Origin of the sequence: Natronomonas sp., assembly GCF_046483325.1 — an archaeon.
Classification (GTDB): domain Archaea; phylum Halobacteriota; class Halobacteria; order Halobacteriales; family Haloarculaceae; genus Natronomonas.
In genome coordinates this window covers 1-19,090 of the sequence record NZ_JAWODL010000016.1, presented here as the reverse complement: position 1 = coordinate 19,090, position 19,090 = coordinate 1, and the positions used below count along the sequence as shown (strand labels likewise).

Here is a 19,090-nt window from a genome sequence, read left to right as displayed (position 1 = left end):
TCCTGGCTGACAGAAGACCGATCCGTTGAGAACGCCAGCCCCAACTTCCGGCTCGAAATGCTTGGTGGGACAAAGACTATGACTTTTGCTCTACCCCCGCCCCTCGAACGTTCAACTGCACGCTCCGCATCCCTTGCTTTGCCTTCTGCTTCGACGCGTATCCCTGCCCGCTGTCGGCGATGATGTTGCCGTTGTCGTGGACGAGCCGCCAGCGCCACTTCCCGCCCGCGTCCTCGAAGAGTTCGAACGTGGCGTCGCTACCGCCCTCCGGGGTGGCTTCGTCGTCGTCTTTCGATCGATCGACCACGTACGCGCCGGGTGCGTTCGATCTGACGCTGTCGAGCCCCTGGTTGGCCTTTTGTTTGGAGGCGTACCCCTCGCCCGAATCGGCGATGATGTTGCCGTTGTCGTGGACGAGCCGCCAGCGCCACTTCCCGCCCGCGTCCTCGAAGAGTTCGAAGGTCGCCTTGCTGGCCTTCGCATCGAGGTCGACGTCGCCCTCGCCCTCCGTCCACGCCAGTTCGAGTTCGAGGGTGAGTTCGTCGTCCGTCCGCTCGAGTTCGATTTCCAACTCGGGGTCGGCCGGCGGCGTCACGGTCACCGTCTGTTCCTCGTTGACCGGGACGGGTTCGGCGCGGCTAAGAGCGTTGGCCAGCCGTCGCAGATATGACGCGATCCCCCGTCGGCTCCGCTTCGTCTCCGATTCGTAGATGGTCTCCTCGTCGGGCATACGGTGGACGATCGGATGGAACACATATAGTGGTACTCCCCACCTCTTTGCACTCACCCGGAAAAACTCGATTCCGAGACGTTCCCCCTCGGAGAACGCCCCGCCTCAAAGCGCCGTGATGAGCGGCGCCTCGCCGTCGATCGAGACCGGATCGCCAACCGAGATTCGCTTGCCCCACTCGGAGGTCGGGATGCGCGTCACCACCGCGAGATAGTAGTCGCCGACGTCCAACTCGTCGTGGACGCCAAGCAACTCCGGGTCTCCCCAGGGGGGGAACGTCTCCCTTCGTCTTCGCGTGAACTCCTTGACGAACGGATTCAGTAACTCGCCGCTGTCGGGGTTCTGGGCGGGGACCGAACACCGAGGCAGCGGTCTGAGCCCCTGCATCGATACGTCGCCGATCTCGAAGGTGACGAGGTGGTCCTCGTCGGCGTAGAGCCGGTCCTCCCAGAACGGCTCGACGCCGTCGACAACGATGTTCGGGCGCGCCCGGCGACGCATCTCCTCGGGACCGTCGATCAGATCGGGAAACCACGAGGCGACCGCTTCGAGCGTCGCCCGGCTCATTATCGACGGCCCCGCCGTGGTGATCATCTTTCGCGAGAGCGCGCCGGCGTTGTCGGTGTAGTTGGTGTTCGCCTCCTCCAATCTGACCTGCTCGTCGAAGAAGTCGCTGAACCACGCCTCTATCAGTTCCGCTTCGTCACCGAGGTGAAACCGCGCTTTCGTTTCGTCCATGTCCGTCCATAGGGTGATGATCTCCTCGCCGAAGTCGAACGCCGATCGGACCCGTTGGATCTCCGGATTCCGTCGTCCGTTCACGTACTCGTTGTCCTCGCTGAACAGCGCGTATTTGCGATCGTAGTTCAACGAGCCGGCCTCCGCGACCTCGACAACGTCGGGTCCTTCGGCGTTTAGCCCTTTGATCGGATACACCGAAATGTTCGAAATCGTCGCCATATTCGGCCGTATTCACGAAGCCAGTATATAGACGTTTCCGCGCTCTCCCGCTGGTCGCCGCCGTTCCGTCGCCGGTGCGCCTCTCAATCCCTACCGCTGACACGGTGAAACGGCCCACGGGCGATGGTTTCACGGAGATCCGCGACCGTCTCTCGACTGGCCGAGGAGGCGGCTTCGAGCACCGCGAACACTTCCGATCGCGACACCTTCACGTCGGCTTGGGTCAGCGCGTCCTCGGGTCGCTCGTCGAGTTCGCGCAGCGTGCCGACCGCGAGGACGTACGGGACGAGCCACGCCGAGAGGGTGTTCCCGTCGTGCAACGGCATCGCCTCCAAATACGCCTGTGCCTCGTCGAGACACGAGCGGGCGAGGTCGGCCGTCCGCGAGACGACGCGCGCCGATTCGGTCCGGTGTTCGGGGGCCGTGACCGCCTCCTGTGGGACGCCCTCGGCGGCCAGCCACTCGGCGGGCAGGTAGACGTTGTTCTCCTCGCTGTAGTCGTCGTAGACGTCTTTCGAGACGTTCACCAGTTGGAGGAGCAGCCCAAACGCCTCGGCGGTGTCGTGCATCGTCTCGGCGCGGCGATCGGCGACGTCGTCTCGCGTGAGCAGGTTCGTGATCAGCGTCCCGACCGTGCCGGCGGCATAATAGCAGTACTCCTCGAGTTCGTCGCGGTCGCGGATCCGGAGTCCGCCCTGTTCGGCGTATCGCTCGACGAACATCGCCATCCCACCGACCATCTCCTGGACGGGCGGTCGAACTGCCTCCTGAACGTCCTCCGGCAGCTCCGCGAACGTCGCGAAGACGGTCGGCGAGCCTGCAACGACGTCCCAGTCCGCGGTTCGCTCCTCGGCCGGGGGAACCCACGGGTCGACGGACGCGCGGAACTCCCCGATGGTCGTCTCCGCGCTCGGGTCGAGCGCGGCCTCGTACAACCGGAGGAGGTCGGCTTGCCGCCGCGTATCGATGTGTGCGGCGTCCTCGATGGTGTCCGCGACCCGACAGAGCAGATAGCCGAGACAGATGTGTCTCGACATCGGCTCTTCGAGCACGTCCACCGTCAGCGCGAACGTTCGGGAGACGCGCTGGACCGACTTGTAACACCACTCGTAATCCGGCTCCGGCGGTTCCTGCGGCTGTGGCGACGTGTGACTCATTGGATCCCGTCCGACTCGTCATCACGTTGCTGGGGGCACGTCGGTCCCGTTCGGTTCGGTCGGTTCCTCGGTCGCTGATCAAATCTGGTGGTACTCATTGCTACACGCGGGCGAATCGGCTTCTATCGGCTCGGTAGGTGTTCGATCACCAAATAACCCGTGCAGATGTCCGCCGTGCTTGCGGTGGGGCTTGCCGTCCCAACGTTGATGCGCGGGGGACTCTAGCATGGAATATGTTCTCCGATTTCACTGACGAGCGGATCGACGTCGACGACGCGGAGTTACGGGTACGGCGTCACGGCGACGGGCCGCCGCTGTTGCTCTTACACGGCTATCCGGAGACGCACGCGATGTGGCACGGGATCGCGCCCGATCTCGCGGAGCGGTTCGCGGTCGTCTGTCCGGATCTGCGCGGCTACGGCGACAGTCGCGGCCCCGACGACCCCGTGACCGATGACTACTCGAACCGATCGATGGCGGGCGACATGACTGCGCTGATGTCCGAACTCGGCTACGACACCTTTCGGCTCGTCGGGCACGACCGGGGGGCTCGCGTCGGCTACCGGCTGACGCTCGACTCGCCTGATCGCGTCGAGCGCTTCGCCGCGCTCGACATCATTCCGACGCTAGAGACGTTCGAGGCGATGGATTACCAGTACGCCGAGTCGATGTATCACTGGCTGTTCCTCGCGCAGGCGTATCCGCTTCCGGAAACGCTCATCCGCGCCGACCCGGAGTTCTACCTCGAACACCTGCTGGATCGGTGGAGCCTCTCGATGGACGGGTTCACCGAGGAGGCGATCGCCGAGTACCGTCGGTGTTTCGCGGAGCCGGGCGTGATCCGCGCGAGCTGTGCGGACTATCGTGCCGGCTTTCACGTGGATACGGTTCACGATCGCGAATCCCGCAAAGCGGGCGAACGGATCGAGTGCCCGATGTTGGCGCTTTGGGGGGCCGGCTCTGGAACCGTCGCCTTCGATCCGCTCGAAGTCTGGAACCGGTGGGCGACGGACGTACGCGGTCGCGGGATCGACTGCGGACACTTCCTGCCGGAGGAAGCACCTGAGGAGACGCTCGCGGCGCTGGAGGACTTTCTATGATCCGTCCCTCCCACATCAACCCTTAACCCGATCGGGGGATACGCTGATAACATGGCAGAGACGACTTCGACGCTGGCGGGTGACGCGGCGATCGTCACCGGCGCGAGTTCGGGGATCGGTCGCGAGACGGCGCTCGCGCTCGCTCGCGAGGGCGTGGACGTGACGCTGGCCGCACGGCGCGAGGAGCGACTCGACGCCCTCGCCGACCGGATCGAGGCCGAAACCGACGCCGAGGCGCTCGTCGTTCCGACGAACGTCCGCGATGAAGACGCCGTCGAGGCGCTCGTCGAGGCCGCAGTCGACCGGTTCGGAGGACTCGACATCCTCCTCAACAACGCGGGGGTGGTCGTCGGCGGTGACATCGAGGAACTGTCGACCGAGAAGTATCGGCTGATGATGGAGACGAACGCCGACGGGATGTTCTTCGCGACGCGGGCGGCGCTTCCACACCTCCGTGAGTCCGGCGGGACGCTCGTCTTCATCGGGAGTTTCGCGGGCCAGTACGCCCGTTCGTACAACCCCGCGTACGCCGCGACGAAGTGGTGGGCACGCGGTTTCGCCCAGAGCGTCGCCGCCCAGACCGACGGCGACATCGCGGTGACGACGATCAACCCCTCCGAAGTCCGCACCGAAATCGCCGCCGAAACCGGGAAGAGCTTCGCGGAGCGCTTCGAGGAGGGCGAAGCCATCGAACCGGAGGACGTCGCCGAGGCAGTCCTCTTCGCCGTCAGTCAGGAGAACGCGATGGTGAGCGAACTCGACTTGTACCGCCGTGACAAGTTCTCCGCGTTTTAATCCGTCGGATCGATAGCGTTCGTCGGTGCGGCGTCCGCGCAGTCTTATTATCATCCGGTGTGACGTTCCCTCTGCACAGTCATCCGATCGATCGATCGGGACGATCCAGTTCGTCCGAACCGATGGCACGTGCGGCTCCAACCGATGATCCCAAGCGTCGAAACCACCGTCACCTTGCTTCAGGCGCTCGTCGTCCCCGCAATCCTCGTGCTGTTCTACGTCGATGGCTTGGTGATCGGAAAGATCACACCTCCCGCCGCCCTGTATCTCGGCTACGTCGCGTTTCTCAGTCCCGAACTGACGGTCCTGATCGTGGTCGCGATCTGCTCGACGCTCGCATCCACGCTCGGGCAGTTCACGTTGTATCGTGGCTTCAACACCGACAGTCCCGAATTCATCGGCATTCGACGGAGACTCCCGTACGTCGATCGGCTCCCGCCGTTCATCCGCGCTCGGATCGGAAGACGCCGGATGCAGATCACCAACCGGCTGTTCGATCGGTTCGGCGGGACCGCACTCGCCGTTACGAACGCGATGCCCGGGATTCGGTCGCTAATGAGTATCCCCGCGGGGCTGAGTCAGTATCCCCCCCGGCGATTCCTCGTCGTCTCGACGGTCGGTAACGCGCTGTATGTCGCCTTGTTGACTGCGGTCGCGTGGGGTATCGTCGACGTCGCTCGGATTCTGCCGTGGCTCTAAACGACTCGTGACGGCCACTTCGGCCACGACAGTGGACGAACGACCAGTAGCACGACCCACATCTGATCATCCGTCCGACCCACCAGGCATATATTTCAACATAAGAAGGTTTTATAACCCTCCGAACTATACCTGCGGTTGTAATGTCCGGAACCAATGACGCGCGTTCACTCCGTCCAAAGAAAACTGGACGGTACGGCGCGCGGACGATTCCCGCAACTGCCGGTCGAAAGGGGGGGTTCAATCACAGCGCCTAACACAGAATCGACTCAGACACTGCGACTTCGCGGCCGGCTCCGTACCGAACCGGCATCCATTGGCATGTGTGCCGGCCGCGAGCTTTTTCGACGGTGAACGCCGACGCCCCCGGCTCAGACATACCCGGGCGTTGGGGTCTCACGACTCTGTCATTCGGATCGGCCGGACCGCCCCGTTTGGGCGGTCCACCGCGCTTTTCGCCCGTCAGCCACGCTGTCGGTCTACTCCGTCCACGAATCGGAACGTGCCGTCTCCCGTCGGTCCACCTGTAGGAACCGTTTCGGACGGTCTCGCTACACTCACCTGCCGAAACCACTCACGAAAACTACGGTTCGAACCCGTCTTCGAACCGGAACGTCCCGTCTCGTTGGACGATCTCGCCGTCGATCTCGATGAACGATTCCTCGGACATATCGACGATCATGTCGACGTGCACCGCCGATTCGTTGGCTTCCCGTCCTTCGCCGACGCACTCGTCGTAGGCACGACCGATGGCCATATGAACCGTGTCACCCATCTTCTCGTCGAAGAGCATGTTGTACGTGAATCGGTCGATGTCCCGGTTCATCCCGATCCCCAACTCGCCGAGTCGTCGCGCGCCCGGATCGGTGTTCAACACCTCCGTCAGGAGGTCCTCGTTCTGGTCAGCCGCGTGCTCGACGACCTCCCCGTCCTCGAAGACGAGATGTGCCCCCGTGATCTCGCGTCCCTGGTGATACAGCGGCATATCGAACAGCACTTCGCCCTCGACGCTGTCGGGAACCGGGGCGGTGAACACCTCGCCACCGGGGAGGTTCTTTTCCGCGTAATCGTTGAGCGTTTTCATCCCATCGACGGACATCGTCACGTCGGTCGTTTCGCCGCTTTTGATCCGAACCTCGCTCGCCGGATCGAGGACGTCGACCATCCGCGCTTGATGCTCTCGTTGGGCGTCCCAGTCTTTGTTGATCGCGTCCCAGACGAAGTTCTCGTAGCCCTCCGTGCTCATCCCGGCCAACTGGGCGTTCGCCTGTGAGGGAAACTGCGTGAGACACCACCGCTTCGAGAGGGCGACCTCCTGAACCGGTTGGCGGGCCTTCGCGTGTACGGCCTGTTTTTCGGGTGGAACGTCGCTCTGTTCGGTCGCGTTCGCCTCCGCGCGGATGCGGATGAGCACGTCGCTTTCCTCGTAGAGCGCCTTTGTGTGAGTGGGCGTCTCGAGATTCTCGGCGTCGACTGACTGGAGGTACCCTCGCTGGGCGCGGCTGTCGCTCGCGAGGTAGATCGGCGTCGCGCCCCGGTCCCCGACGACCTCGTGGAGGGCTACAGCCAAGTCTTCGGCGACGGTCGGCGCGCTGATGACGACGTTGTCGCCCGATTCGACGTTCGTCGAGTGGTCGACGACGATCTCGGCGTGTTCTCTGATTCGCGGGTCCATACACTATCGTCGTCACGCATACATCTATACGCTTGTGATAACGAATGACGTTCTCGATTTTCGAAGGGTGAGAGCTACGCCTAAGTGATTGCTGTACGAAGCCGATCGTATGTGGGGTCGGCGCGACCGAACCGAAATCGTCTGTATCGCGTGCGGCGACACGCTCGACCGCACTGACGCCCGCGAGTACGACAAACACGGCGACCGATGGGACCGCATCGACAAGGAGTTCGAGTACCTCTGTAAGCCCTGTCACCGCGACCTTTGCCACCACCCCCGGCGCGGCCTCGAGTCCCTCCTCGTCGAGCTCGACGGGGAATCCAGTTCCGCCCGACGCTTCGTCGAGCGCTACTACGACGCTCTCGATCGGTCGCTCGACGCCGACGGGGGCGACGAACGCGAGCGAAACTCCTGACGTGGCTCCCGTCGACGGCCTCGCAACGCCTAACTGTCCGACCGCTCAAGGTTCGGTATGACCGACCGCGACGAACAGGCGTACGCCGGCACCGCGGAGGGCCAAGGTCCCGTCCGAATCGACGAGGAACTCGCCCGCCACCTCGCGAACAAACGCGAGGAACTCTTCGAGGAGTTCGAGATCCGCGACGAGTTTCCGAACGAGGTGATCGAGGAAGCTGACACTCGGGCTGCCGACCCCGAAGGTGACATCGAATCCGAACTCGACGAGCGCCGCGACCTCCGCGAGTTGACGACGTGGACGACGGATCCCGCCGATGCACAGGACTTCGACGACGCTATCTCGATCGAACGTACCGAGCAAGGGTATCGGTTGTGGGTTCACATCGCCGACGTGACCCACTACGTGACGCCGGAGACGGCCATGTGGGAGGAGGCGACGAAGCGGGGGAACACCGTCTATCTCCCCGACTACACGATCCACATGCTGCCGCCCGTGCTCGCCGAAACCGTCTGTTCTCTCGTCCCCAACCAGGACCGGCTCGCCCACACCGTGGAGATGCACATCAACGGCGAGACGCTCTCTCACGAGTCGATCGATATCTACAAATCGGTTATCCACTCCGACGCTCGCCAGACATACAACGACTGCGAGGAACGCCTCGACGATCCCGACGCCCCGTTACACGCTGAGAACACCTTGGCGTACGAATTCGCCGAAAAGCTGCACGAACAGCGCAAAGAGGACGGCTCGCTCGTGCTCAATCCCAAGCGGGACCGCGCCCACACGATCATCGAGGAGTGCATGCTTAAAGCGAACAAGGCCGTCACGCACGAACTCCAGTGGAATCGCGGCCTCGAGGCGATGTTCCGCGTTCACCCCCAGCCGACGCCCCAAGAGTGGGACGAGGCGCTCAAGGAGATTCAGGAACTGGACGGCGTTTCGATCCCCGGCGACGCGTGGGACGACCCGCGAAAGGCCGTCAACGCCACCCTGGAGGAAGCGCCCGGCCGACAGCTCAACAAGATCCAGTGGGCCGTGATGAAAGTGATGCCGCGCGCGAAGTACATGTCCGATCCGTTCGGCGGGCACCACGCACTGAACTTCGAGATCTACGGCCACTTCACCTCACCTATTCGCCGACTTTCGGATCTCGTCAATCACTGGATAATCTACACGAACGACGTTCCAGAAGGGGTCGCGGATCTGTGCGATCACGCCAGCGACAAACAAAAGGATGCGGAGACGTGCGAACGCATCTACAAGGACTTCCTAGAGGAGGTCGGTCTCGATCCACACGCGGTCAACAACCGCGGCACCGAGATCGTCGAGGACCCCGAAGACGCGCAGTATACGGCCTGATCTCGGTTCTTCGGCCCGATCACGTAATATCGGCCATCCGCTCGGAGAAATCCCACGTGTAGAGCTTCGACGGCTCGATTCGGATGCGGACCTCTTGTCGATCCGAATTCAGGAGTCGTGTCGCGAGATCGTTGTCCGTCCCGCCGAGATACCGAACCAGTAACTCCGCTAACAGCGCTTTGTCGTCGTCCAGTTCGATGGTCGCCGTGCCCGCACCCCGAACGCCGCGATACGGTGGCTCGTTATCCGATACTTCGAAGGCGACCTTCGAGTCGGCGCGCAGATACTCGACGACGTCCGCGTTCGCTCCCGTCGCACAGTGGAACGCCCCGTCGTCGTACCGATACCAAAGCGACAGCATCCACGGCCCACCGGACGGCGTCCGACAGGCGAGTCGGATCGGGACCGTCGCCTCCGCCAAATACGATTCCGCTTCGTCCTCCGACCACGCTCCAGTCCACGTTGGCATACGCTGGATACGTGGCGGGGCGCTAATTAGGTGGCGGATACCACAACGGGCGTCCATGTGCTCCGTTACAATCTTTCGTTGTCGGCGAGAACCGAGAGCATACTCATGGGGCAACGCTGTCTTTCTCCCCCAGATGAGCTACTCGGTCGCTGTCGTCGGAACCGGTGATCCCGAGCAATCGGACGGATACGCGATGGCGTACCGGCACGCCCGGGGCTACGAGCGACGCGACGATTGTGAACTGATCGCCTGTGTCGACACGACCGGAACGAAGGCCCGCAAATTCTCACGCACGTTCGATATCGAGCAAACCGGCGTCTACGAGGAGTACGAGCGGATGGTCGTAGAGACACAGCCGGATATCGTGAGCGTCTGTACACCGACGAATACGCACGCGGAGATCGTCATGGAGTGTGCCGCGAGCGACGCCGTGGGGGCTGTTCACTGCGAAAAGCCGATGGCCGCAACGTGGAAGGAGTGCCGCGAGATGGTCGCGGCCTGCGAAGAACACGGGGTCCAACTGACGTTCAATCATCAACGGCGGTTCGCGACGCCGTACCGGAAGGCGAAAGCGGCGCTCGACGTGGGATTGATCGGTGAACTCCGACGCATCGAACTTGGCGGGCACGACCTCTACGACTACGGCACACACCTGTTCGATATGTGCGGTTATTTGACCGATCAGTGTCCAGTCGAGTGGGTCTTCGGACAGATCGATCCCCGCGATCCGGCGGTCGTCTACGGCCTGTATCAGGAGACGCAGGCGTTGGCGAGGTGGCGCTACGAGTCGGGCGTCGAGGGACTCGCTTCGACCGGCGACGACGGGTTTATCGACTGCGAACTACGGCTCGTCGGCGACGACGGCGCTATCGAAGTCGGTTCGGAAGGCGGTCCTACGCTTCGGGTTCGAGACAGTGGTTCCGCGTGGATGTCGGTACGGACGGGCATGGACGGCATCTGGCGCTCGCGTCTCCATCCGCTCGATAAGGTATTGCGATGGGTACCTGTCGGTGACGATCGATGGTTCAGCGATCCTACGTACGTCGACCGTGCGATCGCGGATGTCGTCGAGTCCCTCGACACGAACCGTCCGTCCGCACTCGCCGCCGACCACGCCCTCCAGACGACTGAGATCATCTTCGCCTGCTGGGAATCCGCTCGGCGAGGCGAACGAGTCGAACTGCCGCTCGTGATCGACGACAATCCGCTCGAGGCTATCGTTGAACGTGGTTCTTCAGCCATCGCTTCGTCTCCGCTACCCCTGCAACCGCTCGATAGCGGTCGTTCGAGTACGTCGTGACGAACGACCGTTCCCCGGCCACCGTGGGGGAAACTCAACACTACGTTGAAGCGATTCGCTGCCCGCTCGTCGGTGAATTGACGTGCCAACTAAGAGTGCGGATTCGATCAAACTCGTGTTCTGCTATCGAATATCTCCGGCCTCGTTGAAACCCTCAAAACCTGACAGGACTCCCGTGCTGAATAGAACACGCCCGTTCACCACCGTCTGGGAGATTGAAGACTTCAGCAACTCTCTCTGAGTGGTTGGTTTCCTTCCACGAGGAGGTTCTCCCGAAATGCACGAGCAAGACAGCACTTTTTGTTTGCGTTCCGTAGACGAGGTATGAAACGCCTGAGCCACGCCTTTGAACTCGCGTTGACCGTCGGTCAGATCGCCAAGGAACATGACGTCAAGTATCCGGCGGCCGCGCTCGCGTATTATGCCTTTGTCTCCCAAATCCCGCTTTTGATATTGGTATTGGCCCTCATCAGCGACCAACTCGTCAGACAGGTTCAAACAATCACACCCGATTTTCTCACCCCTGGTGCTCAGAGGCTACTCTCCGAGGCATTGATTACTGCATCGGGGCGAGCTTGGGCGGCATTGCTCGCAGTCGGCGTGCTTGCTTGGAGCGCGGCAAACATCGTGATCGGCTTTCAGACTGTCGTTAACCGGGTTGAACACACTCCTCGAGAATCACTTCGCACGCAGCTTCATGATGCGAGTAGCATTATCGGTTCCTTCGGTCTGGTCATTGTCGCGATTATCCTCACCAACTTGATCTTTACCCTCCTACCGATCGGTCGAGTTCTTTCCTACAGCGAGCCTTTCGTTCAATTTGGGACGCTGACGATCGCGTTCGTTCCACTCTATTATGCCCCATCGCGAGTGGTGACTTCACTTACAGGGGCGCTTCCGGGTGCTCTGACAGCCGCGGTTGGGTGGACCGTCTTGCTGACAGCCATCACCTCTTACGCCGCTGATGCCGCTCAATATGCGCTCTATGGCGTTCTCAGTGGGATCATTATCATCCTTACGGGCTTTTATCTGGGCGCTACTGTGCTCATGATCGGAGCAATCGTGAACACCGTGTTTGCCGATACGGATGAGTTGAGCGATTATCACGAAGGGATCGAAGACGATCACGGATCCGATTCGATCTAAGGGATCCCTCTCGGTGTTCGAAGAACGACCACTGATCGAGGAGTTCGACAAGGCCACCTTGGTTAGAGTACAGGGTGTCGGATAAAAACCGGAGTAAAACCCATATACGGTTACTTGAACAATACTATATGGAAAGCAACAAGCGGTCGGAACCACCGACGGATACCAGTTCCGAAACCGAAGTACCGCTTGATATTTTGCCACTACACTCGACGAACCTTCTGACCGTCCTCGATGAGAACGGTATTATCCAGTACGAGAGCCCCTCAATCGAACGCGTCTACGGATATGAACCGGACGAACTTGTGGGTGAACAGGTTGCTGAGTACTTTCATCCGGAGGATCGTAAAGAAGTTATCACCGCATTTCAGACCGTTGTCACCAGCGAAGAGCACACCGTTGAGGCGGTCGATTACCGACATAAACAGGCTGACGGGACGTACCTGTGGGTCGAATCCATCGCCTCAGCAAACCCCACGCCAAACGGAAATTACGTCGTCAACACGCGCGATATTTCGGACCGTCAAGAGCGCGAACAAAAACTGGAGGAGATGAACGAACATCTCGAAGAGTTCGTCAGTATCGTCAGCCACGATCTTCGAAATCCCCTCAGCATTGCTCAGGGACGGTTGCAACTGGCAAAAGAAGAATGTACTAGCAAACATCTCGCCGACGTGGGAAACGCCCATGATCGGATGGAAACACTGATACAGGACCTCTTGACGCTTGCACGAATCGGTAACCACGTGTCTGAAGCAGAACCAGTTTCCCTCGGAAATTTCAGCAAAATCTGCTGGCAAACGGTTCCGACAGCTAATGCAACCCTCGTGACCGACACCGGCACCGACCGGCGCCTACTGGCGGACCGGAATCGTCTTCGACAGCTCTTGGAGAACCTCCTTCGAAACGCCGTGGAACATGCGGGAGAGAATGTGACTGTAACGATTGGAGAGGTCGACACGGGGTTCTACGTTGAAGACGATGGGTCCGGTATCCCGACAAACGAACGCGAACTGGTATTCAAAACGGGCAACTCAACGACACACGAAGGGACTGGACTGGGATTGAGTATCGTCAAACAGGTCGTCGAAGCCCATGACTGGCGTATCTGTATCACGGACGGATCTGACGGTGGGACCCGATTCGAAATCACGAATGTCAAATTCAGCCAGTAATTATCACGTGTTCTCTCTTCAGCGGAACGGCCTCGACGACGATACACAGCACATACTCGATTTGATTTGGTCAAAGCATATCCACCGACGGAGCTCCTCCGGCGAGGGACGTGATCTCTGATTCGTACCATTTAATTTCTACATTTCCTAACGGTGCTGAAAAGACGCCAGTCAATTACAGCATTCCACTCTTAAATCGTCTCGGGGTCAAGCTCCGTGGCATTCGCTTCGAACCGCCTGTAAAGAACTAACGAAACCGCATCACTCCTTTCAACACGATCTCGCTCCTTGACGCTCTCGGCCGAAGAAAAGCCGTAGAACCATCGATCCGTTTCGTTAGCAAATCCATACGATACCGCGAGTGTATACGGCTCGTCGGTGTCACAGATCAGTAGGGGAGAGTCGCGTTGTAGCGTCTACAGAACTCATGGCGACGGAAGTAGTCCCGTCGTGTGCGCTCCTTTTCAGAGACTTTGATCGGCCAGTCCCATCGGTGTAGTCCGTCACTTTCTCATCTTCGAGCCACTCGAAGTACCGCTTGACCGTCTTTTTGAAGATCGGAGTATTAGCGTTGCTCCAATCGCCACGCTCGATTGATCCCGCTAGTTCGTCAGCGTCGTCTTTGTGGATCGGGGGCACGTAGTTGCCTTCGACCTTCCAGGAGTGGCGAAACAGCCGACCGGTTTTCATACTGATCCGCTGGACGGTGGAATCGGCGTATCCCTCTCGCTTGTTTGGGGTTTTCGCCACGCTCCGGAACCAGCAGACGTAGTCCGTTTTGCAGGCTTCGTAATCTCGCAGATGGTGTGGACTGATCGTCTTGGGTTGATCGCGCGTCGGACCAGTAAACGAGTCGGAAATTGACGCGTCAGCTGAAAAAATATAGGAGATGTCGGCGTCCCCTGTTGGGATGTCCGTTGTCGATCACCGCTTCTATGATGCTGGATCGCACGACAGGGTGCATACGTTCTTTCACACCTATAAGCACCAGTAAAATAGCGGTAGAAGGCGTGAAACGCCTAAGCGCCCGAGGCGGGATTTGAACCCGCGTCACGACCGTGACAGGGTCGTATGATGGGCCACTACACCACCCGGGCTCCCTGCACTCCCAGGTAGCCGGGTTTGTACCTTAAGACTTTCCAAAGGGCGGCGCCGCGGTTCGTTCTCACACACTGACGGCCGTCGGGTGGCCCCGATTACTCGGGTTTGAGCCCTGCGCCTTCGACGCGCATGACCGCTTCCCCGTCCGGGAGGTTCGGTGCGTCGACGAGTTTGACGATCCGCTTGTTCCCCTTGGACTTCTTCAGGTACATCCGGAACGTCGACTTGTGTCCGAGGATGTTGCCACCGATCGGCTTCGTCGGGTCGCCGAAGAAGGCGTCGGGGTTCGACTGTACCTGGTTCGTGACGACCGTCGCGGCGTTATAGAGGTTGCCGACGCGGTCGATGTCGTGGAGGTGTTTGTTGAGCTTCTGCTGTCGGTTCGCGAGCTCGCCGCGGCCGACGTACTCTGCGCGGAAGTGAGCGGTCAGCGAGTCGATACAGACGAGCCGAACGGGATACTCGTCGTCCTCGTACTCCGCGGCGATCTCTTTGGCCTTCTCGGCGAGCAGGATCTGGTGGTTCGAGTTGAACGCCTTGGCGACGTGGATCTTGTCGAGGAACGCTTGGATCAGTTCGTCCATCGCGTCGTCATCGTTCGGGCCGCCCTCGATCTCTTGATCCTCCATTGCGGCCTCGATGACCTCGTCGGAGAGTCCGCGAACCATCTCCTCGATTCGCTCCGGACGGAACGTGTCTTCGCTATCGATGAAGATACAGCGTCCGTGGAGGCCACCGGCATCGTTCGGCAGTTGGACGTTGATCGCGAGCTGGTGGGTGATCTGGGATTTACCGGCCCCGAACTCGCCGTACACCTCGGTGATCGATTGGGTCTCGACACCGCCGCCGAGCATCTCGTCGATCTCCGGGACGAGCCACTCGAGCTTCCCGATCTGCTCACGACGTTCGAGCACGTCCGTTCCCGTCTCGAAGCCGCCGATGTCGGCCGCGCTTCTGGCTGCTTGGATGATGTCGTTCGCGTTCGATTCGCCGATGTCCGCGGTGTTCGAAAGCTCCGCCGGTCCGGCGACGGCGATGCTCTGATAGGAGTCGTATCCGTTCTCGCGCAGTTTGTCCGCCGTTGCGGGACCGACACCCGGAAGTTCCTCTAGATTTTCCGTGCTTGCTGCCATACTCGGTCCTGGGACCGCCCGATACATAAAGTCTCGTTAACAGCTAAGTGTAAGTGAAAACCCGAGGAGACGGCAGGTCAGTTCGATTCGACGTGCGAACGTTTAGATACGATTCCGCGAGCCGGAACGAAACTCAACCCCAGGGATGATTGTCCCCTTCGGGCCACATGGGATACCAGTACGACGTGTCGTCCTCGACGTCGAGTTCGCCGTCGAGATTGCTCTCGAGTTTGAACTCGAGCGTGCCGTCCCGCTCGCGTCCGCCCGTCGGTACGAACGGATAGTACGACCCGCGCCGGAACGAGTAGATCCAGTACGCCGTTTTTTCGTCTCGCGCGAAGGAAAACAGCGCCGCAAGCAGTCGGGAGCCAAACCCCTCCTCGATGAGCGTATCGGCGGCGAAGTGGATGCTCGTGACGAGGTTCTCGAAGTCCGAATCCCTGAGTACGACCCAGTTGTACCCGTGGCTGTCCTCGATAAATGACGCGGTCGTCCCCGTTTCCTCCTCGCCGAGTTCGAGCACCGCTTCGACCTCCCGGCGCGCGGCGCGGAACGCGGTGCTATCGACGTTCGCAAAGCAGAGTGCGGCGTCACCGGTCGGAACGAAATCTAAATCCGCTTCCATCGTCACGTACGCCGTCGACATCCCGAAGAGATCCTCCGGATCCGCATCACGGGTTGCGTCCGCCTCCGCACTCAGTCCGAGCGCCTGTCGAACCGCATCGAAGAGCCCCATCGTCGAGTACCGGGGGCGCGAACCGCATAGGCGTTATTGTCACCACCCGGGGATGACTTCCGCACGCGACGAAAGCCGACGCCCGGCAATTTATATACGAACACGAAGCCAGCGCCCGTATGTCCTGAGTGACTGCCGATGATCCGCCGAGGCGGGAGAGCGCGAAGCGCTATCGCGGAGCACGGATCACTGATCGACGTGTTCCGCCTGTTCGCCACCTACCGTTCGACGCCACGATCGGCGAGCAACGTCTCGAACGCTGATTGATCCAGCGTATCGACTCCGTGTTCGTCCGCTGCGTCGCGTTTATTTCGGCCGGGATTATCACCGACGACGAGATATTCCGTGTTGCCCGATACGCTGGACGTCGCCGATCCGCCGTGTCGTTCGATCAACTCCTGGGCCTCCTCACGGGTCATCCCGTCGAGCGACCCGGTGAATACGAACGTCAATCCCTCGAGTTCGTCGCCCGCGGTTTCGGTCGGCTGCGGTTCGACGCCCGCCGCGCGTAGATCGTCGATGACCGCGCGGTTCCGTTCGTTCTCGAAGAACTCAGCGACGTCGCGCGCAACGGTCGATCCGACCCCATCGACCGCCTGGAGTTCTTCTTCGGAGGCCGCCAGCACCGCGTCCAGCGTTCCGAAGTGGCGGGCGATGTCGGCCGCCGTCGTCTGCCCCACGCCCGGCAGTCCGAGCGCGGAGAGAAACTCGGCCAGCGTCGGCTCTCGACTCGCCTCGAGCTCTCGACGGAGGTTCTCGGCGCTCGTTCGCCCCCAGCCATCGAGCGACGCGAGATCGTCGACAGACAGCGAATGGAGATCCGGTAGACGCTCGACCAACCCCTCGTCGATCAGTTGATCGACCGCCTTCGCTCCGAGCCCCTCGATATCGAGCCCCGACCGGGAGGCGTAGTGCTGGACCGCGCGTCGGAGCTGTGCCGGACAGCTAACGCCGCCCGTACAGAACGCGATCGGGCCGTCCCGCTCGACCGGACTCCCACAAACCGGACAGGTCTCTGGAAACTCGAATCCCTCGTCGTCACCGTCGACGACCTCCTCGACGTACGGGATAACGTCGCCTGCCCGCTTGATCCGAACGGTATCCCCGATATCGACGCCTAACTCGGCGATCTGTTTCGGGTTGTGAAGCGTCGCCCGGGACACCTCGACCCCCGCCACTTCGACGGGATCGAGCAGGGCGACCGGTGTCAGGCGTCCTGTCCGACCGACCTGAACGACGATATCCCGAACCGTCGTCACCTCGGTCCTGGCCGGGAACTTGTACGCGTACGCCCATCGGGGCGCTCTGGCGGTCGCACCAAGCAACTCGCAGGCTTCGGTTCGATCGAGTTTGATTACCGTCCCATCGATCTCGTAGCCGAGTTCGTTGCGACGATCGAGCATCTCCTCGCGGAACGAGACCGCTTCGTCGATGTTCTCGACCAACCGCGTGTGGTCGTCGGTCAGAAATCCCCATCGACCGATGGCCTTGCGTTCCCCGAGACGCGTTCCGAACTCGCGCCGGCCGTCGTCGAGAATATCGAAGACGAAACACGTCAACGGTCGCTCGGCGGTAACTGACGGATCGAGCTGCCTGATCGTCCCCGCGGCGGCGTTTCGCGGGTTGGCGAACGGATCGTCGCCGCGCTCGATCCGTTCGCGGTTGTGCGCCTGGAACGCCGCCTTCGGCATCAACACCTCGCCCCTGACGGCAAGGAAATCCGGTGGATCGCCCTGAAGCTCCAGCGGGACTGACCGAATGGTTCGGACGTTCTGGGTCACGTCATCGCCTTCGAATCCGTCTCCACGCGTTGCGGCCCGCTCCAGCCGACCGTTCTCGTAGACGAGTTCGATCGACAGCCCGTCGAACTTCGGCTCACAGAGGTACTCGATCGGTCCCCCGTAGCCGATGTCGGCCAATCGACCCCGAACGCGCCGATCGAACTCCCGAACGTCGGATTCCTCGACCGACGAATCGATCGACAACATTGGGGCGACGTGCTCGACTGTTTCGAGTTCGTCGAGCGGTTGCCCACCCACCCGCTGTGTAGGACTCGTCTCCGAGCGCAGGTCGAACGCGTCTTCGAGTTCGAGGAGGCGGGTAAACAGCGCATCGTATGTTCGGTCGGAGATCACGGGATCCGCGAGTTGGTAATAGCGGTAGTCGTGATACCGGATCGCCTCTCTGAGCTGTTCGACCTGCCGTTCGGCGGTCTCGCGGTCGAGATCTGCCACGGGATCGAACGAACGCGGCGGATCACGAGTGTAGGGGTTCCCCTCGAGTTCGTCCATTGGTGGTGATTCGAAAGCGGTGTTGAAAAACCAGCGGCAATTCGATCGTCGATTGGACCCGCCGAGTCAGCCGGAACGTCGATTACAGCCCCGCGACGTCTTCGATCGCGTCGGTCAAAGCCTTGACACTCTCGACGGTGTGTTCGCCCATGTGGCCGATGCGGAACGTCTTCTCACCGAGTTGGGAGCCGTAGCCGTTCGAGAAGGCCATGTCGTATCGCTCGTTGACGGTTTCGATGGTCCCGGCGACGTCGATCCCTTGCGTGTTCTCGATACAGGCCACGGTCTGGGACTCGTAGCCCGTTTCCGGGAACATATCGAAGTGTTCGTCGGCCCACTCACGGGTGTACTCGGCCATCTCGCGGTGGCGTTCCGAACGCGCCTCGTGACTCTCCTCGAGCATGTACTTCATTTGCTTTCGGTAGGCCAACATGATGGGAATCGCCGGCGTCGAGTGAGTCTGCCCCTTCCGGTCGTAGTAGTCCAGACAGCGCTGGAAGCCGCCGTACCACGACGCGGACTCCTTGTCGACTTCGCGCTCGTAGGCGTCGTCGCTAACGACGCAGATCGCCAGTCCCGGCGGCATAGCGAAGGCCTTCTGGGAGGACGCGAAGATGACGTCGATGTCGTGTTGGTCGATGTCGACGTAGTCGCCGCCCAGCGCCGACACCGCGTCGACGACGAAGTAGGTGTCCGGGTACTCGGCAATGACGTCACCGATCTCTTCGACCGGATTCCGGACGCCAGTCGAACTCTCGTTCATCACGCACGCGACGACGTCGTAGTGGTTGTCGCTCGTCTCTAGCGCGTCGCGGATATCCTCGGGCTTGACCGCCCGCCCCCATT

General features: G+C 61.0%; 18 protein-coding genes and 1 tRNA gene. 8 read left to right on the top strand and 11 right to left on the bottom strand.

The window, feature by feature from the left end; translation table 11 throughout:
- Nucleotides 1–76: 76 nt before the first annotated feature.
- The 3 genes from R6U53_RS05505 to R6U53_RS05495 all read right to left on the bottom strand — a co-directional run bounded on the left by R6U53_RS05505 (nt 77) and on the right by R6U53_RS05495 (nt 2,847).
- Complete coding sequence (locus R6U53_RS05505) at nt 77–730, bottom strand: HVO_2922 family protein (protein ID WP_410321360.1); 654 nt, start codon at nt 728–730, stop codon at nt 77–79.
- A 105-nt stretch (nt 731–835) separates the two neighbouring features.
- On the bottom strand, nt 836–1,690 hold the full coding sequence (locus R6U53_RS05500; protein WP_410321359.1) for an MOSC domain-containing protein: 855 nt from the start codon (nt 1,688–1,690) through the stop codon (nt 836–838).
- Nucleotides 1,691–1,773: 83 nt separating this feature from the next.
- Nucleotides 1,774–2,847, bottom strand: coding sequence for a phytoene/squalene synthase family protein (locus R6U53_RS05495; RefSeq protein ID WP_410321358.1), 1,074 nt, complete (start codon nt 2,845–2,847; stop codon nt 1,774–1,776).
- A gap of 233 nt (nt 2,848–3,080) precedes the next feature.
- On the opposite strand from R6U53_RS05495, the gene R6U53_RS05490 reads away from it, so the two are divergent.
- The 3 genes from R6U53_RS05490 (at nt 3,081) to R6U53_RS05480 (ending at nt 5,441) form a co-directional block, all read left to right on the top strand.
- Nucleotides 3,081–3,947 carry an alpha/beta fold hydrolase gene (locus R6U53_RS05490; RefSeq protein WP_410321357.1) on the top strand — a complete coding sequence of 289 codons (867 nt, stop codon included), beginning with the start codon at nt 3,081–3,083 and terminating at the stop codon, nt 3,945–3,947.
- A gap of 51 nt (nt 3,948–3,998) precedes the next feature.
- On the top strand, nt 3,999–4,742 hold the full coding sequence (locus R6U53_RS05485; RefSeq protein ID WP_410321356.1) for an SDR family oxidoreductase: 744 nt from the start codon (nt 3,999–4,001) through the stop codon (nt 4,740–4,742).
- Between the two features lie 144 nt (nt 4,743–4,886).
- Nucleotides 4,887–5,441, top strand: a complete 555-nt coding sequence (locus R6U53_RS05480; RefSeq protein ID WP_410321355.1) for a DedA family protein — start codon at nt 4,887–4,889, stop codon at nt 5,439–5,441.
- 583 nt (nt 5,442–6,024) lie between these two features.
- On the opposite strand, the gene R6U53_RS05475 is transcribed toward R6U53_RS05480, so the two are convergent.
- Nucleotides 6,025–7,116: an aminopeptidase gene (locus R6U53_RS05475; protein WP_410321354.1), complete on the bottom strand. Its 1,092-nt coding sequence runs from the start codon at nt 7,114–7,116 to the stop codon at nt 6,025–6,027.
- Nucleotides 7,117–7,225: 109 nt separating this feature from the next.
- On the opposite strand from R6U53_RS05475, the gene R6U53_RS05470 reads away from it, so the two are divergent.
- Together R6U53_RS05470 and R6U53_RS05465 are read left to right on the top strand one after the other, a co-directional pair.
- Nucleotides 7,226–7,531 (top strand): hypothetical protein, encoded by a 306-nt coding sequence (locus tag R6U53_RS05470; protein ID WP_410321353.1) that lies wholly within the window; start codon nt 7,226–7,228, stop codon nt 7,529–7,531.
- A 57-nt stretch (nt 7,532–7,588) separates the two neighbouring features.
- Entirely contained in the window at nt 7,589–8,893 is a 1,305-nt protein-coding gene (locus R6U53_RS05465; RefSeq protein ID WP_410321352.1) for a ribonuclease catalytic domain-containing protein, read from the top strand.
- Nucleotides 8,894–8,912: 19 nt separating this feature from the next.
- Here the strand turns inward: R6U53_RS05465 and R6U53_RS05460 are convergent, their stop codons facing one another.
- Nucleotides 8,913–9,362: a pyridoxamine 5'-phosphate oxidase family protein gene (locus R6U53_RS05460; protein WP_410321351.1), complete on the bottom strand. Its 450-nt coding sequence runs from the start codon at nt 9,360–9,362 to the stop codon at nt 8,913–8,915.
- Nucleotides 9,363–9,495: 133 nt separating this feature from the next.
- Here R6U53_RS05460 and R6U53_RS05455 point away from each other — a divergent pair, with 133 nt between their 5' ends.
- From R6U53_RS05455 to R6U53_RS05445, 3 genes are all read left to right on the top strand, one after another.
- On the top strand, nt 9,496–10,662 hold the full coding sequence (locus tag R6U53_RS05455; protein ID WP_410321350.1) for a Gfo/Idh/MocA family protein: 1,167 nt from the start codon (nt 9,496–9,498) through the stop codon (nt 10,660–10,662).
- Nucleotides 10,663–10,986: 324 nt separating this feature from the next.
- Nucleotides 10,987–11,808, top strand: coding sequence for a YihY/virulence factor BrkB family protein (locus tag R6U53_RS05450; protein WP_410321349.1), 822 nt, complete (start codon nt 10,987–10,989; stop codon nt 11,806–11,808).
- Between the two features lie 128 nt (nt 11,809–11,936).
- Complete coding sequence (locus R6U53_RS05445; RefSeq protein WP_410321348.1) at nt 11,937–12,983, top strand: sensor histidine kinase; 1,047 nt, start codon at nt 11,937–11,939, stop codon at nt 12,981–12,983.
- A 381-nt stretch (nt 12,984–13,364) separates the two neighbouring features.
- On the opposite strand, the gene R6U53_RS05440 is transcribed toward R6U53_RS05445, so the two are convergent.
- The 6 genes from R6U53_RS05440 to R6U53_RS05415 all read right to left on the bottom strand — a co-directional run.
- Entirely contained in the window at nt 13,365–13,733 is a 369-nt protein-coding gene (locus R6U53_RS05440; RefSeq protein WP_410321347.1) for a hypothetical protein, read from the bottom strand.
- Between the two features lie 274 nt (nt 13,734–14,007).
- A tRNA-Asp gene (locus R6U53_RS05435) sits at nt 14,008–14,080 on the bottom strand.
- Between the two features lie 99 nt (nt 14,081–14,179).
- On the bottom strand, nt 14,180–15,217 hold the full coding sequence (radA, locus tag R6U53_RS05430; protein WP_410321346.1) for a DNA repair and recombination protein RadA: 1,038 nt from the start codon (nt 15,215–15,217) through the stop codon (nt 14,180–14,182).
- 133 nt (nt 15,218–15,350) lie between these two features.
- Entirely contained in the window at nt 15,351–15,953 is a 603-nt protein-coding gene (gene pspAB / locus R6U53_RS05425; RefSeq protein ID WP_410321345.1) for a PspA-associated protein PspAB, read from the bottom strand.
- Between the two features lie 218 nt (nt 15,954–16,171).
- Nucleotides 16,172–18,244 carry an NAD-dependent DNA ligase LigA gene (gene ligA, locus R6U53_RS05420; protein ID WP_410321344.1) on the bottom strand — a complete coding sequence of 691 codons (2,073 nt, stop codon included), beginning with the start codon at nt 18,242–18,244 and terminating at the stop codon, nt 16,172–16,174.
- An 82-nt stretch (nt 18,245–18,326) separates the two neighbouring features.
- The coding region (locus tag R6U53_RS05415) for a pyridoxal-phosphate-dependent aminotransferase family protein (protein ID WP_410321343.1) at nt 18,327–19,090 on the bottom strand (764 nt) is incomplete at its 5' end.

What these genes read in the sequence shown, in the direction of transcription:
- R6U53_RS05505 (WP_410321360.1), bottom strand. Translation starts at nt 730, where the DNA reads ATGCCCGACGAGGAGACCATCTACGAATCGGAGACGAAGCGGAGCCGA.
- R6U53_RS05500 (WP_410321359.1), bottom strand. Translation starts at nt 1,690, where the DNA reads ATGGCGACGATTTCGAACATTTCGGTGTATCCGATCAAAGGGCTAAAC.
- R6U53_RS05495 (WP_410321358.1), bottom strand. Translation starts at nt 2,847, where the DNA reads ATGAGTCACACGTCGCCACAGCCGCAGGAACCGCCGGAGCCGGATTAC.
- R6U53_RS05490 (WP_410321357.1), top strand. Translation starts at nt 3,081, where the DNA reads ATGTTCTCCGATTTCACTGACGAGCGGATCGACGTCGACGACGCGGAG.
- R6U53_RS05485 (WP_410321356.1), top strand. Translation starts at nt 3,999, where the DNA reads ATGGCAGAGACGACTTCGACGCTGGCGGGTGACGCGGCGATCGTCACC.
- R6U53_RS05480 (WP_410321355.1), top strand. Translation starts at nt 4,887, where the DNA reads ATGATCCCAAGCGTCGAAACCACCGTCACCTTGCTTCAGGCGCTCGTC.
- R6U53_RS05475 (WP_410321354.1), bottom strand. Translation starts at nt 7,116, where the DNA reads ATGGACCCGCGAATCAGAGAACACGCCGAGATCGTCGTCGACCACTCG.
- R6U53_RS05470 (WP_410321353.1), top strand. Translation starts at nt 7,226, where the DNA reads ATGTGGGGTCGGCGCGACCGAACCGAAATCGTCTGTATCGCGTGCGGC.
- R6U53_RS05465 (WP_410321352.1), top strand. Translation starts at nt 7,589, where the DNA reads ATGACCGACCGCGACGAACAGGCGTACGCCGGCACCGCGGAGGGCCAA.
- R6U53_RS05460 (WP_410321351.1), bottom strand. Translation starts at nt 9,362, where the DNA reads ATGCCAACGTGGACTGGAGCGTGGTCGGAGGACGAAGCGGAATCGTAT.
- R6U53_RS05455 (WP_410321350.1), top strand. Translation starts at nt 9,496, where the DNA reads ATGAGCTACTCGGTCGCTGTCGTCGGAACCGGTGATCCCGAGCAATCG.
- R6U53_RS05450 (WP_410321349.1), top strand. Translation starts at nt 10,987, where the DNA reads ATGAAACGCCTGAGCCACGCCTTTGAACTCGCGTTGACCGTCGGTCAG.
- R6U53_RS05445 (WP_410321348.1), top strand. Translation starts at nt 11,937, where the DNA reads ATGGAAAGCAACAAGCGGTCGGAACCACCGACGGATACCAGTTCCGAA.
- radA (WP_410321346.1), bottom strand. Translation starts at nt 15,217, where the DNA reads ATGGCAGCAAGCACGGAAAATCTAGAGGAACTTCCGGGTGTCGGTCCC.
- pspAB (WP_410321345.1), bottom strand. Translation starts at nt 15,953, where the DNA reads ATGGGGCTCTTCGATGCGGTTCGACAGGCGCTCGGACTGAGTGCGGAG.
- ligA (WP_410321344.1), bottom strand. Translation starts at nt 18,244, where the DNA reads ATGGACGAACTCGAGGGGAACCCCTACACTCGTGATCCGCCGCGTTCG.